Here is a 13,888-nt window from a genome sequence, read left to right on the forward strand (position 1 = left end):
TTAAACTTGCACGCCAGCAACTATTATTTTCTGCCCCCATTAAAGCTAAAATTCAATAAAAAAGCGCATTGAATTTTAATGAAATAGCTAGTTTTAATCTGGTTGAACCGGTTATTCAACCACTTTACAGTCATGGGCAGAGATTGTAAAAAAATGCATATAAACCATTTATTGAACCTATGGCCAAGAATTTATTGATCGTTGAGTCTCCTGCGAAAGCCAAAACCATCGAAAAGATCCTGGGTAAGGATTTCGAGGTGAAGAGTTGTTTTGGGCATATCCGCGACCTGGAAAAGGAGGAAATGGGTATTGACATAAAGAATGGTTATCAACCCCGGTATAAAATTCCCGACGATAAATCAAAGGTTGTTTCAGAGCTTAAAAGCCTCGCACGTAAAAGTGACGAAGTTTGGCTCGCAACGGATGAGGACCGTGAGGGAGAAGCCATCAGCTGGCATTTGTGTGAGGTCTTAGGCCTGGATCCGTCAACTACTAAACGCATTGTTTTCCATGAAATTACCAAGCCTGCTATTCAACAGGCGGTATCTACTCCACGTTTGCTGGATATGAACCTGGTAAATGCCCAGCAGGCCCGCCGCGTGCTCGACCGCATTGTGGGTTTTGAGCTGAGCCCGGTATTGTGGCGGAAGATGAGCATGAAGAACAACCTGAGCGCCGGCCGGGTACAAAGTGTGGCCGTACGCCTCATTGCCGAGCGCGAACGCGAGATCAACGCGTTTACCGCCACCAGCACCTTTAAAATAGAAGCCTTTTTCAGCGCCAACGATACTACCGGTAAAAATGTAACCTTCGTTGCAGAAGGCAAAAAATATGATGCCGCAGAAGATGCCGAACGCTTTTTACAATCCTGCTTCGGCGCTAAGTATACGGTGAACGATATTCAGGTTAAACCGGCCAAAAAATCACCGGCAGCACCTTTCACCACCTCTACCCTGCAACAGGAAGCATCGCGTAAACTGGGCTTTTCGGTTAGCCGCACCATGCGGGTAGCGCAAACCCTGTACGAAAGCGGTAAGATCACCTACATGCGTACGGACAGCGTGAACCTGAGCGATACCGCCATGGGCGATATCCGCAAACAGATCACCGGTCAGTACGGCAATAATTATTACCAGCCCCGTAAATACAAGAACAGAAATGAATCGGCACAGGAAGCGCACGAAGCTATCCGGCCTTCTTATATGGAAAACAGCACGCTGGAGGATGCCGATTTCGACGGCCGCCGCCTGTATGAGCTGATCTGGAAGCGTACCATGGCCAGCCAGATGGCAGATGCCGAACTGGAAAGGACCATTGCCAAAATTGCCATCTCTACCAATAAAGAAGAACTGACCGCCACCGGTGAAGTGCTGAAGTTCGATGGCTTTTTGAAAGTATACCGCGAAGACCGCGACGATGAGGATATAAACGACGACGAACAACAGGAAGGCATGTTGCCACCCCTGGCTGTTAGTCAGCAATTGCCTTTAAAAGAAATGAAGGCTACCGAACGTTTCAGCCGGCCTTCGCCCCGTTACACGGAGGCTTCACTGGTAAAGAAACTGGAAGAACTGGGCATTGGCCGTCCTTCTACCTACGCCCCTACTATCTCTACCATTCAAAAACGGACCTATGTAGAGAAACGCGATAAAGATGCCATCAAACGCAATTTCCGCGTACTGACTTTAAAGAACGATCAGATCAAACAGGTGACAGAACAGGAAAACACCGGGGCTGAAAAAGCCAAGTTGTTCCCCAGTGACCTGGGTCTGGTAGTGACCGACTTCCTGAAGCAATATTTCGACGACATCATGGATTACGGCTTTACTGCCCGTATTGAAAATGAGTTCGACGAAGTTGCTGCCGGCAAGTTGAAGTGGAACAGCATGATCGACGACTTTTATATTCCATTCAAAAAAGACGTTGACAATACCATTGAAACGGCAGAACGCATAAAAGGAGAACGTGAGCTGGGTATCGATCCGCAAAGTGGTAAAAAGATCGTGGCCCGTATGGCCCGGTTTGGCCCCATTGTACAGATCGGTGAAGCAAACGATGAAGAGAAACCCCGTTTTGCCGGGTTAAGAAAAGGCCAGAGCATCGAGACCATTACGTACGAAGAGGCGATGCAGTTGTTCGAACTGCCAAAGACCCTGGGCGAACAGAATGGTCAGGAGATCTCCGTGAACCTGGGCCGTTTTGGTCCCTATATCAAATGGGGCGAACAAAACATTTCCATGCCCCGCGGGGAAGATCCATTCGGACTTACGTTTGAAAGAGCGCTGGAACTGATACACGAAAAACAGAAAGCCGATGCGCCCATTGCGCATTACGAAGATAAGCCGGTTACAAAAGGCACCGGCCGTTTTGGTCCATTCATCAAATGGAACGACATGTACATCAACGTACCCCGTCGTTACAATTTTGAAGGGCTTAGCCAGTCAGACATCAATGAACTGATTGAAGCCAAGGTTAAAAAAGAAGAGAACCGCTATATTCAGAACTGGCCCGATGAAAAGATTTCGATTGAAAATGCCCGTTGGGGTCCGGTGCTGAAGTTTGGCAAGAAGATCCTGAAAGTAGGCAAGAAGGCCGATGACACCAAATACACGGCCGATGAACTGAGTGTAGTGCCATTGGAGGATATAAAGAAGATGATTGAAGCGCAGGTGCCCAATGCATTTGCCACCAAGAAAGCAGCAGCTAAAAAAGCGCCGGCCAAAAAAGCAGCGGCTAAAAAAGATGCCACCAAGAAGGCCGCGCCAAAAAAGAAATCTAAATAGCGAAGGACTGGAATGTGGATTAAAATGCAAGGTCAAAATATATTATGAAAAGGCAAACCCCGCTATAGTCGCGGGGTTTCTTTTGAATGGTGACCAAAGAAAAACCATTACATTTCATTACAAGCTTTCAATTAGCCATGCTTAACCTGAAATACCACCTTACAGAAGAAGAATACTTCGATTATAATTACTACACGGCCTGGGCGGCGCCCGATAAAAAGAATTACCGCGTGTGGTATTACCTGCGTGTATTTATCTTGTATGCAGCAGTGGCAGGTTTATACATTTTCAGCCGCCGGTCAGAACAGATCTTTATCGACCTTATCATATTTGGTGTTATTGCCACCGTTTATTTTTTAATGGTACCTTATCTTATTAAACGATCCATATTACGCCGGGTAAGAAACATTCTCAGCAAACCCGAGAACCAGCATGTGCTGGAAGAAGCAGAAGTAGTGCTTACCGATACCGGCATCATAGATAAAGACAATGCTTCTGAAAGCAAGTATAGCTGGGAAGCCATTGTGAAAAAAGCCGAAACCCCAGCCTGTTACTATTTGTATACAAACTCCTATCATGCCATTGTTATACCTCGCCGGGTTATAGCCACCCCCCAGGATAAACAGGAGCTGGAACGGTTATTTAACCAATATTTACCACTGAGTTCTGAGTTCCCCACAAAGTGAAGAAACTTTGTGGATAAGATTTTTATTGATATCTTTTGTAAGATTCCGAAATTGACCTCAGTTAAACGGCAAGAACTGAAGATACATAATGGAAGAAAACAAAGAAATATCGGCACTGTTCCATTTGATTGATGATCCGGATGAAGAAGTGTTCAATGTAGTATCAACACGCATAATTGATTTCGGGAAAGGGATCATCCCCAATCTCGAAAACCTATGGGAGAACACGGTAAGCGAAGACGTGCAGGAACGAATAGAGATGTTGATACATCGCCTGCATTACCGCGATCTGACGGAAGAACTAACGCAATGGAATAATAACTCGCACCAGGATCTGCTGACTGGCGCACTCATCGTTGCCCGCTTTCAATTTCCCGATCTGGTGCCCGCACAGGTATACCAGGAAGTGGAGAAGTTACGTCGCAACATCTGGCTCGAACTCAACAGCTACCTCACTCCCCTGGAACAGGTAAATGTGGTTACCAGTATTTTGTATAATTATTTCAATTTACGGGGTGCAGAAATAGGCTATCAGAATCCTGACGAATTCCTGATCAATAAACAACTGGAGGCAAAACGGGGCAACACCATTGCCAATGGCATCCTGTACCTCATATTGTGCGAATTGCTCGATGTGCCGGTTCGTGCCATCAATATACCGCACCAGTTTGTTTTAGGTTATTTTAAGACAGATTACGACTTTACCCGCCATGTAGAGAACCCGTTGTACAAAACCGAGTTCTTTATTGACCCCATGAGCGGACAGGTATTCACCCACAAAGATGTAGAGAATTACTTCAAGCGCATTAATGTAGCGCCGGCTGCCAATTACTTCAAACAGCTTTCCAATAAACGTGTGATCCAGTTTTTGATGGAAGAATTCAGTAAATGTTTTACTGATGAAAAGAACAGCTATAAACAAAAAGAATTGCTGGCGCTTTCTGAACTGATTACTATTGAGGAGAAGCCGGAGAATACAGAACCGGAAAACGATTTATAGTTGAAAGTTTAAAGTTCAAAGTTTAAAGACATAAGCGCCTTAAACTTTGAACTTTCAACTTTGAACTTTCAACTTTAAACTTTGAACTTACATAACCAGCTTCCAACCATCTCTATACTCTCTCTTCACAAACTGGTTGGCTTCATCAAAGTTGGTGATCTTCATATTTTTTGCATCCCATAACAGGCGTTTTCTGCCGGGATATTTGTTGTCGCCTTTGGCACTGGCATTTTTCATCATAAAGCTGCGGATAGCCAGGTTACCCATCAGTATGCTTTCTGTAAACGGACCGGCATAATCAAATGGAGAACTGGTTTCGCCTTTACCATACCCATCGATACAGGCGTTTACCCATTGAATATAGTGGCCTTCCGGTACGCGTTTGATTCTTTCGGCAGGCATTTTCTTTTCCTGCATCAGGTGCGTAGGCAGTAACCGGGGGTTAGCACCATAACAATCACACATGATCTTTCCTTTGGTGCCTTCCATAATAACACCGCCATCCCAGTTGCCCATGGGTTCTTCGGGCAGCAGTTCTTCGGGGCGCTCCGGCGTTAGACCACCATCGTGCCAGGATACTTTAATAGTTCCCTTTCCGTTCTTTTTAGGATAAGTAAGGTGCATGATCGATGAAGGCGGACAGCCATCAGGGTTCATGCTATCGTTCCACATTTCCTTGTATATGGTGGCTACGCTGCACTCCACTGAACTTGGGTAATCGATGGGCAGAATGCGGAACACCGGGTCCATGATATGACAGGCCATATCGCCCAAAGCACCGGTACCAAAAGCCCACCAGCCACGCCAGTTAAATGGCAGATAAGCGGGGTTGAAATCGATTTTTTTGGCGGGGCCGAGCCACAGGTCCCAATCCAGCTCTTTGGGAATATCGAATGAACCGGTTGGCGTGGGAATACCTTGAGGCCAAACGGGGCGGTTGGTCCAGCAATGTACAGTGTGTACATCACCTACCAGACCGGCATCCACCATTTCTTTCATTTTACGAACGCCGTCGCCGGAACCACCCTGGTTGCCCATTTGGGTCACTACTTTATAGCGTTTAGCCGCTTCGGTAAGAATACGGGCTTCATAAATATCGTGGGTCAATGGTTTCTGAACATACACATGCTTACCCAGCTGCATAGCCGATAAGGCCGCTACTGCGTGGCAGTTATCGGGCGTTGAAACAGAACAGGCATCAATATTGTTCTTCTCTTTGTCGAGCATTTCACGAAAATCCTTGTAGTACTTTGCATTGGGGAACTTTTCGCGTGTTTTAACTGACTGGCGATCGTCTACATCAACCAACGCCACAATATTCACTTTGGGGCTTTTGGCAAATTCAGCCAGATCGCTGGCGCCTTTTCCACCAGCACCAATACCGGCAATGTTTAATTTATCACTGGGCGCAACATAACCTTTGCCCAATACATGCCGGGGAACAATGAAGAATCCGGCCGCAGCCAGGGAAGTGTTTTTTAGGAAGTCCCGTCGTGACTGGTTGGTTTTTTTGTTTTTCTTCATATAAGAAGCAATTGTGTTTTAGAATGCTGAATGTATAGATTTAAACCGATTTAGCAAATTAAATTAATAAAAGCGAAGACGAGCAATCGATATAAAGTGTTGCAAGGAGGCAGCTGCTTTTTTGCTGAATAAATTATAGCAACAACACCGCATAAATGGCCTGCAAATTGCCGCAAAACAAAGGGTTTATAAATTAAGTTTGTGTGAATTGCCTGCGTAAAAATCGTAGCTTCATTTCATTATCCACTTATCGCAGAAGCTAAACTTTTTCAGCAAACCGTTATCCCCTTCAGTACAAGCTTACTCCACGCTTCGTTTATCCTTCCTATACTGTTTCCTTACTACCGATACACAGCGGGGCTATTCCTGCTTTATATCAGATCTATCCTACTTTCGTATTTAACTTAACCAAATTCCATGGATGTTCCGTATATGTTTCGTATCTATAAAGAGACGAGACATATACGAGACATGTACGGAATATGTACGAGACATGTACGAGACACGGTTATATCTTACTGGAATCTGACAAGACTCTGTAGTATGTTAGCGTGGTATGTTTAGTAAGTATGTGTGGGTGGAGAGTTGACGGGTTGATAAGGGAAAGGCTGAAATGAAAACAGTTGAAAGTTCAAAGTTGAAAGTTTAAAGTTGAAAGTTTAAAGTTGAAAGTTTAAAGCCAAAGGCAGACGACCCTCCTTCGCCAGGGCTGATTAAGTTGAATGTTATCACGCGGCTGTAAAACTTTGAACTTTAAACTTACAACTTATAACTATTTCTATATTCCCGTTTCACAAAAGAATTGGCTGCTTCAAAATTGGTGATGCGCATATTAGCCCCATCCCATAACAATTTTTTACGGCCGGGGAAGTCTTTGCCTTCTCTGATATTATAACTTCTGATGGCCAGGTTGCCCATGATAACGGTTTCGGTTAATGGTCCGGCTACGTCGAAGGAGGAGCTGGTATAGGTGCCGAACCCCTTTTTACAGGCCTGTACCCATTGCGTCTGGTGGCCTTCGGAGCCTCTTTCAACAAAGGGGAATTTTGATTTGGGCAGTTTGGCATCTTTCATTTTTGCGGTTGGTAACAAGGTGGGATTGCGGCCAAACAAACCGGCCAGCAGTTTGCCTTTGGTGCCTTCAAACAAAATGCCTCCGTCCCATTCGGCGAAAGGTTCATCGGGTAACAGTTCGGCGGGGCGGCCGGGTTTGATGCCCCCATCGTACCAGATCATTTCTACGGGTGACAGGCTGCCTCTTTGCGGGAACTGGATGTGTATTTTTGAGGAGGGCGGATAACTATCGGTATAAAATACTTCTTTGAAAAAACCGGTGTATACAGAGCCTACACTGCATTCTACCGATACGGGGTAGCCTAATTTCAGTGCGCGGAACGGCACATCGATGAAATGACAGCCCATATCGCCGAGGGAACCGGAGCCAAAATCGACCCAGCCGCGCCAGGTAGCCGGTAAATAAGCGGGGTTAAAATCCCGGTGTGGGGCGGTGCCCAGCCATAGGTCCCAGTCTACCTCTTTGGGAATGTCGAAGCTGCCGGTGGGCGTAGGAATGCCTTGCGGCCACACGGGGCGGTTGGTCCAAACGTGTACGGTGTGTACGGCACCAATTACGCCGGCCTGGATCCAGGTTTCCACATTGCGGGTATCATCGCCGCTGCTGCCCTGGTTACCCATTTGTGTAACTACTTTATATTGCTGCGCCGCTTTGGTCAACATGCGGGCCTCGTAAATATCGTGGGTCAGTGGTTTTTCTACATATACGTGTTTGCCCAGCTGCATGGCGGCCATGGCCTGTACGGCATGCATATGATCGGGCGTGGTAACAATTACTGCGTCGATGTTCTTATTCTCTTTTTCCAGCATTTCGCGGTAATCGCGGTAATAGGGCGCGTTGGGCCATCTTTTGCGGGCATTTACGGCCATGCGGTCATCTACGTCGCAAAGGGCTACTATGTTCTCGGCGCCATTGTTCCAGGCATAGGGTAAATTCACTTCGGCTTTGCCACCGGCGCCAATGCCGGCAATATTGAGTTTGTCGCTGGGCGCAATAAAACCACGGCCTAATACATGGCGTGGCACAATGAAGAAACTGCCGGCTGCGAGGGTGGTATTACGCAGAAAACTCCGGCGGGATGTTTTTTTTGAGGGCATATGGCTGCAAGTTGTCAGGATGAAGATTAATGCATTCAGCATATCGTAAGATCAGAAGCAGGAAGTAAGATGTAAGAGGTAGGAAATACCTACTTCTTACATCTTACTTCGTATACTTTAAATCGACTGGCATCAACATACATGGTTCGTAATTCACTGCCAGGATTTCGTAATTAAACTAAAGAAGCATCTAAAGTGATCTCGCAATTCAATACTTTGCTCACTGGGCAGTTAGCTTTAGCATCGTCGGCACACTCTTTGAATTTTTCTGCGCTGATGCCAGGAATGCTGGCTTTCAATACCAGGTGTGAGCTGGTGATGGCGCCATCTTCCAGGGCAACGGTAGAAGTTACTTCCAGTGAATCGGCAGTGAAACCAGCGCCGCCTAATACGAAGCTTAATTTCATGGCGAAACAACCTGAATGCGCAGCTGCGATCAGTTCTTCGGGATTGGTTCCTACCCCTTCTTCAAATCTTGACTTGTACGAATACTGCGTTTTGTTTAATGTAGTGCTTTGCGTAGTTAAATTTCCAGATCCTTCTTTTCCTGAGCCGTTCCAAACGGCAGTAGCTGTACGTTTCATTTAATTGTAATTTATTTTTGAAAAAAATTAAGAGCTTATGAGTACTATCTCCTGGGATGACTTCGCAAAAATAGATATCCGGGCTGGAACAATCATGGAAGTTAATGATTTTCCCAAAGCCAAAAATCCGGCTTATCAAATTACGGTCGATTTTGGTGAGCTGGGTATTAAAAGATCATCGGCCCAAATAACGCATTTATACGATAAAGCGGCGCTTATTGGCAAACAGGTGATCGCCATTGTAAACTTTCCACCCAGGCAGATCGCTAATTTTTTCAGCGAATGCCTGGTGTTGGGCATTTACACTGATAAAAAAGAGGTAGTTTTACTAACACCCGATCGCCCCGTTGAAAACGGCTGGAAAATTGGTTGATCATTTAATAAATTGTTCATATAAATTCGTTTATTACATATTACCAAAGTCCCGTTGGGCTGCTGCACATAGCAGGTACGGAGCATTACATCAGTGAAGTGTTATTTATTGATGAACCTGATAAAATTACCCCGGCTACCGATAACAACGACCTGCCCCCGATGGCCATTCAGGTAGTTGAACAATTGATAGAATATTTTCATGGCGCACGCCGCTTTTTTGAATTGCCCATCTCTCAGGAAGGTACCACTTTTCAACAAAAAGTATGGGCCGAACTGATGAACATTCCATATGGCAAAACCATCAGTTACCTGGAGCTGTCGCACCGGTTGGGCGATCCCAAAGTGATCAGGGCTGCCGCCGCCGCCAATGGCAAAAACAACGTGGCCATCATTGTGCCCTGCCACCGGGTTATCGGTTCCAACAACCAACTGGTTGGTTATGCCGGCGGATTACCCCGCAAAAAATGGTTATTGCAGCTGGAGAATAAGATAGCACATGGAGTACAAACCCTTTTCTGAACCGGGATCTTTGAGATTTATGGGATGAATGGGATATGGAATACTGGGAGGATGGGATTTGTGGAAGGATAGGATGATGGGATTTGGATGAAAGAGTACCCGGGCATAGAATTTGAACTTTCAGAATAAGACTATGATTTCATTAATACAGGGAGATATTACCAAACAGCAAGTGGATGCTATTGTAAACGCAGCCAATTCTTCCCTATTGGGTGGCGGCGGCGTCGATGGCGCTATTCACCGCGCAGGCGGACCAGCCATACTGGAGGAATGCCGGGCCATCAGGGCGAAACAAGGTGGCTGCGACACCGGCGAGGCCGTGATTACCACCGCAGGCCGGCTGCCGGCTAAATATGTAATTCATACGGTAGGCCCCGTGTGGAATGGTGGTCATAACGGGGAACCCAACCTGCTGGCCAACTGTTACCGCAACTCGTTACAACTGGCGGTTGCAAACGGAGTAACCACCATTGCTTTTCCCAATATCAGTACCGGCATTTACCGCTTCCCCAAACCGGAAGCAGCCGATATCGCCATTACCACCGTACAACAGTTTATGGCAAACGATAATGACCTTCAGCAGGTAATATTTGTTTGTTTTGATGACGAGAATTACGGACTGTATAAAGAACGGCTGGGCGGAGAAAGGCAGAGATGAAAGGCAGTAGGCAGTAGGCAGTAGGCAGTAGGCAGTAGGCAGTGGGCCATCCTTCGGCAAGGCTTACGCCTACGCTAAAGCTTCGGCGCACAAAGCCGGCGGGCGAAGCAGAGGGCAGAAGGCAGGAGGACCGAAAGGAGTTGACGGGTTAACAAGTTGACGGAGTTGATGAGGTTGATAAGGGAAAGCCAAAATCAGGCGCCCGACTCCGCCAGGGGCCGCGAACTAAGAACCCAATAACCCAATAACTTAAAACTTTCAACTTTGAACTTTCAACTGAATTCTTATTCACGAATGCCCTATAGTATTACTAAAACTACAAACGAAATAACTTATATATGCCATTTAAAGCGCTTTGGGTAACAGAAACCGAAACAGGAACTTTTGAGCGGACGATCGTTGAACGGTTGATCGATGATCTGCCGGCTGGTGAGATCGTGATCAGGGTGCATTATTCTTCCCTGAATTATAAAGACGCGCTTTCGGCAACGGGTAATAAAGGCATTACCCGAAAATATCCGCATACACCCGGTATCGATGCGGCGGGTGTGGTGGAGATCAGTCGCAACGAACAATTTGCAGTGGGCGACGAAGTAGTGGTAACAGGCAACGACCTGGGCATGAACACCTGTGGCGGTTATGGCCAGTTTATTCGGGTGCCGGCAGGCTGGGTGGTTAAAAGGCCCTCCAACCTTTCTTTAAAAGAATGCATGACCATTGGCACAGCCGGCTTCACCGCTGCCTGTGCTTTGTATAAAATGGAATTGATGAAAATGAACCCGGCCATGGGGCCTATTGTAGTTACGGGTTCCACCGGTGGCGTAGGCAGTATAGCCGTTTCTATTTTATCAAAGGCAGGGTACGAAGTAATTGCCGTAAGCGGTAAAACAAATGCCCTGGAATATTTACAACACCTGGGCGCCGCCCGGGTTGAAGACAGATCATTTGTAGCCGACCCCTTGAAAAAAGCCCTCTTAAAACCCAAATGGGCCGGTGCCATAGATACCGTTGGGGGCGATACCCTGGTCACTTTATTAAAAGCCTGTCAGCTGGAAGGCAGCGTAGTAAGTACCGGACTGGTATCATCGCCTAAACTCGACGCCACCGTATATCCCTTCATATTGAACGGCGTGAATTTATTAGGCATTGGTTCCGCCGAAACGCCTATGGCCGTTCGCCTCATTATTTGGGAAAAGCTGAATACCGACTGGAACATAAAAGATAAATTACCCGTCATTGCCAAAGAAGTTACATTGGAGGAGTTGAATAGTACCTATATCGATAGTATTTTGCAGGGGAAAATCATGGGCCGCATAGTGGTCAATCTCAACAACCTGTAACTAATGGAAATATTGCAGTGGAAAGTGATTCAGGTGATCCCCGAAACACCTGATGCCAAAACGTATGTACTGGAAGAAGTGAATGGTAAATCAGTTACCTGGGAGGCAGGGCAATCCCTGACATTTTTGTTTAGTCACCTGGGGCATGAGCTCCGCCGCTCCTACTCTATTTGCACCGCACAGGGCATCGATAAACACATAGCCATTACCGTAAAAAAGAAAGAGAATGGGGAAGTATCGCGGCATATACTGCGCAGCTGGCAACCCGGCACGTTAGTAAACAGTTTGCCGCCAGCCGGCCGGTTTATTATAGAGACAGATCCCGCACAAAAACGCCAGATCTGGTTTATTGCGGCGGGCAGTGGTATAGCGCCCATTCTGGCCCTGATAAAAAAAGTGCTTTATCATGAACCGGAGAGCCATATTACCCTGTTGTATCAAAACCGCGATGAGCGGAATATCATTTACCAGCAACCGCTGCAGCAACTGGCCACCCAGTATGCTCATCGGTTCACCCGCATCGATCTGCTGAGCAATCCCATTGACGAAGATACCAAACCTGCCCGGCTGAATAACTGGCTACTGGAAAGAATGGTAACCCTTCCTGCCAGGCCTTCCTTATTCTACACCTGCGGACCGGAACCGTTTATGCGCATGGTGCAATTCACGCTGCGGGTAATGGGTTTTAATGAAGAGCAGCTGCGGAAAGAACATTTTGAGATTGAGCCCATTCGCAAACCCGCCTTTACCATGCCTTCCACGGCATTTAAGGTAGTGGTGCATTATGACAATAATACCTATCATTTCACCTCCGAGTGGCCAGATACCATTTTAAAGGCCGCCCAAAAACAAGGCATCGACCTGCCTTATAGCTGCAATACCGGCCGTTGTGCCACCTGCGCCGCACATTGCCGTAAAGGAAAAGTAATTATGAGCAACAATGAAGTTCTTACTGACGGGGACTTACAGGGCGGACTGATACTTACCTGTACCGGTTATGCCGCCGCTGACCTGGAACTTGATATTTAAGCAGGGCTTATACATAACTTTTACGGGTACGGTCAAGCGTAACCGGGTGTTCGTGTTCACCAAAAAGATCGAGAATCGCATTTACGCCTTTTTCTTTCTTCATCGCATATTCTGCGTCGGTGAGGAAGGTAAGCCAGATAAAACCAACATCGTCCCCTTCCAGCTGAAAGGCTGGTTCATTGTCGGCAGTTACTATAGAGGATAATGTAAGCAATGTAGTTAATTCGGAATTGTCGAACAGATGGTCCATGTGAATGGTATGTCCCCAGCCCAGGAAGGTTTGTGGTTCCTGCAAAAAGGGAAAAGCGCCCGCCCAGCGGATCCAGTTGGCAATATCATCCAACTCTGTATCGGTTTCGTTTACATAAACAATGATCTCTGCCCGTTTGGTATCGGTATCTTCTGCCTGTTCATCGAGCTCCATAGGCGTAAGACTCATCCCCACAGAACATAAAGTACCCCATGGACGACCCGTTTTATCTGCGGGAAAATAAGCGCAACCAATCTGCGGGTCTTCCTCATTCGGATCCCACAACAAGGTAGGCATGGCGCCGAAGTGGTTAGTAAGATGTTTGAGGATATGTAGGTGTTGGTCGGTCATTTAGTTAGTTCAAAGTTTTAAGTTGAAAGTTTAAAGTTGAAAGTTTGAAGTTATTGGGTTATTCGGTTATTGGGTTATTGGGCTACTGGGTTATTGGGTTCTGGGTTTTTAGTTCTATGTTCTTAGTTCCAGGTTCGCGGCCTCGCCTCGACGGCCTGTCGAAGAGCCTGGGAGGTCCGCGACGAAGCTTTCTGCCCTCTGCCGTCTGCTGCCTTTCTCCTACTGCCTACTGCCCACTGCCTGCTGCCTTTCTATTTCTGCCTTTTGCCCTCTGTCTTCTGCCCATTGCCTCCTATGTAAAGGGTTTCGCTGCATTCCAGCAGCTGAAAAATGCCACATAGAAGGCTGATATTTTTGATTGTTTACTACATATTTTAATTTTTTACAAGTAGTTTATCACAGCCGGTCAATCTCCTATTAGCAGTCGGCCGGTGGCCGCTGCAGTTTTTTATCAATCCTTAAAGTAATTAATATAAAGCTGCAGACTATTGCAAAGCAATATGTCTCAATTGCAGGCAGAGGGAAGCAGTCTCTATACTTTGTGTGTTTACCTTTCTGTGATACTAACGACTTGAAAGAACTTTTTAACTTTAACTATCAGTCTCAAGGGGAAGCAG

12 protein-coding genes are annotated in these 13,888 nt (G+C 46.5%); 8 read left to right on the plus strand and 4 right to left on the minus strand.

Going from position 1 to position 13,888, the window contains the following annotated elements; translation table 11 throughout:
- Nucleotides 1-179: 179 nt before the first annotated feature.
- The 3 genes from topA (at nt 180) to BMX95_RS28980 (ending at nt 4,469) form a co-directional block, all read left to right on the plus strand.
- A complete protein-coding gene (gene topA / locus BMX95_RS28970) occupies nt 180-2,783 on the plus strand; it encodes a type I DNA topoisomerase (RefSeq protein ID WP_081199975.1) in 2,604 nt (867 codons plus the stop codon).
- A gap of 137 nt (nt 2,784-2,920) precedes the next feature.
- Complete coding sequence (locus tag BMX95_RS28975) at nt 2,921-3,469, plus strand: YcxB family protein (protein ID WP_165758901.1); 549 nt, start codon at nt 2,921-2,923, stop codon at nt 3,467-3,469.
- An 88-nt stretch (nt 3,470-3,557) separates the two neighbouring features.
- On the plus strand, nt 3,558-4,469 hold the full coding sequence (locus tag BMX95_RS28980; protein WP_081199971.1) for a transglutaminase family protein: 912 nt from the start codon (nt 3,558-3,560) through the stop codon (nt 4,467-4,469).
- An 87-nt stretch (nt 4,470-4,556) separates the two neighbouring features.
- Here BMX95_RS28980 and BMX95_RS28985 read toward each other — a convergent pair whose 3' ends face one another.
- The 3 genes from BMX95_RS28985 to BMX95_RS28995 all read right to left on the minus strand — a co-directional run bounded on the left by BMX95_RS28985 (nt 4,557) and on the right by BMX95_RS28995 (nt 8,749).
- Nucleotides 4,557-5,993, minus strand: coding sequence for a Gfo/Idh/MocA family protein (locus tag BMX95_RS28985; protein WP_081199969.1), 1,437 nt, complete (start codon nt 5,991-5,993; stop codon nt 4,557-4,559).
- Nucleotides 5,994-6,752: 759 nt separating this feature from the next.
- Nucleotides 6,753-8,165 carry a Gfo/Idh/MocA family protein gene (locus tag BMX95_RS28990; protein ID WP_081199967.1) on the minus strand — a complete coding sequence of 471 codons (1,413 nt, stop codon included), beginning with the start codon at nt 8,163-8,165 and terminating at the stop codon, nt 6,753-6,755.
- Nucleotides 8,166-8,338: 173 nt separating this feature from the next.
- A complete protein-coding gene (locus BMX95_RS28995; RefSeq protein WP_081199965.1) occupies nt 8,339-8,749 on the minus strand; it encodes an OsmC family protein in 411 nt (136 codons plus the stop codon).
- Between the two features lie 37 nt (nt 8,750-8,786).
- Here BMX95_RS28995 and BMX95_RS29000 point away from each other — a divergent pair, with 37 nt between their 5' ends.
- The 5 genes from BMX95_RS29000 (at nt 8,787) to BMX95_RS29020 (ending at nt 12,670) form a co-directional block, all read left to right on the plus strand.
- On the plus strand, nt 8,787-9,122 hold the full coding sequence (locus BMX95_RS29000; protein ID WP_081199962.1) for a tRNA-binding protein: 336 nt from the start codon (nt 8,787-8,789) through the stop codon (nt 9,120-9,122).
- Between the two features lie 32 nt (nt 9,123-9,154).
- Nucleotides 9,155-9,643 carry a methylated-DNA--[protein]-cysteine S-methyltransferase gene (locus tag BMX95_RS29005; protein ID WP_280517384.1) on the plus strand — a complete coding sequence of 163 codons (489 nt, stop codon included), beginning with the start codon at nt 9,155-9,157 and terminating at the stop codon, nt 9,641-9,643.
- 133 nt (nt 9,644-9,776) lie between these two features.
- Complete coding sequence (locus tag BMX95_RS29010; RefSeq protein WP_081199958.1) at nt 9,777-10,301, plus strand: O-acetyl-ADP-ribose deacetylase; 525 nt, start codon at nt 9,777-9,779, stop codon at nt 10,299-10,301.
- Nucleotides 10,302-10,639: 338 nt separating this feature from the next.
- The gene (locus tag BMX95_RS29015) at nt 10,640-11,641 is read left to right on the plus strand and encodes a YhdH/YhfP family quinone oxidoreductase (RefSeq protein ID WP_081199956.1); all 1,002 of its coding nucleotides are present in this window, start codon (nt 10,640-10,642) and stop codon (nt 11,639-11,641) included.
- Between the two features lie 3 nt (nt 11,642-11,644).
- Entirely contained in the window at nt 11,645-12,670 is a 1,026-nt protein-coding gene (locus BMX95_RS29020) for an iron-sulfur cluster-binding domain-containing protein (protein ID WP_081199954.1), read from the plus strand.
- 7 nt (nt 12,671-12,677) lie between these two features.
- Here BMX95_RS29020 and BMX95_RS29025 read toward each other — a convergent pair whose 3' ends face one another.
- Nucleotides 12,678-13,271 carry a suppressor of fused domain protein gene (locus BMX95_RS29025; RefSeq protein ID WP_081199953.1) on the minus strand — a complete coding sequence of 198 codons (594 nt, stop codon included), beginning with the start codon at nt 13,269-13,271 and terminating at the stop codon, nt 12,678-12,680.
- Between the last annotated feature and the right edge of the window lie 617 nt (nt 13,272-13,888).

Origin of the sequence: Niastella yeongjuensis, assembly GCF_900110245.1 — a bacterium.
GTDB classification, from domain to species: domain Bacteria; phylum Bacteroidota; class Bacteroidia; order Chitinophagales; family Chitinophagaceae; genus Niastella; species Niastella yeongjuensis.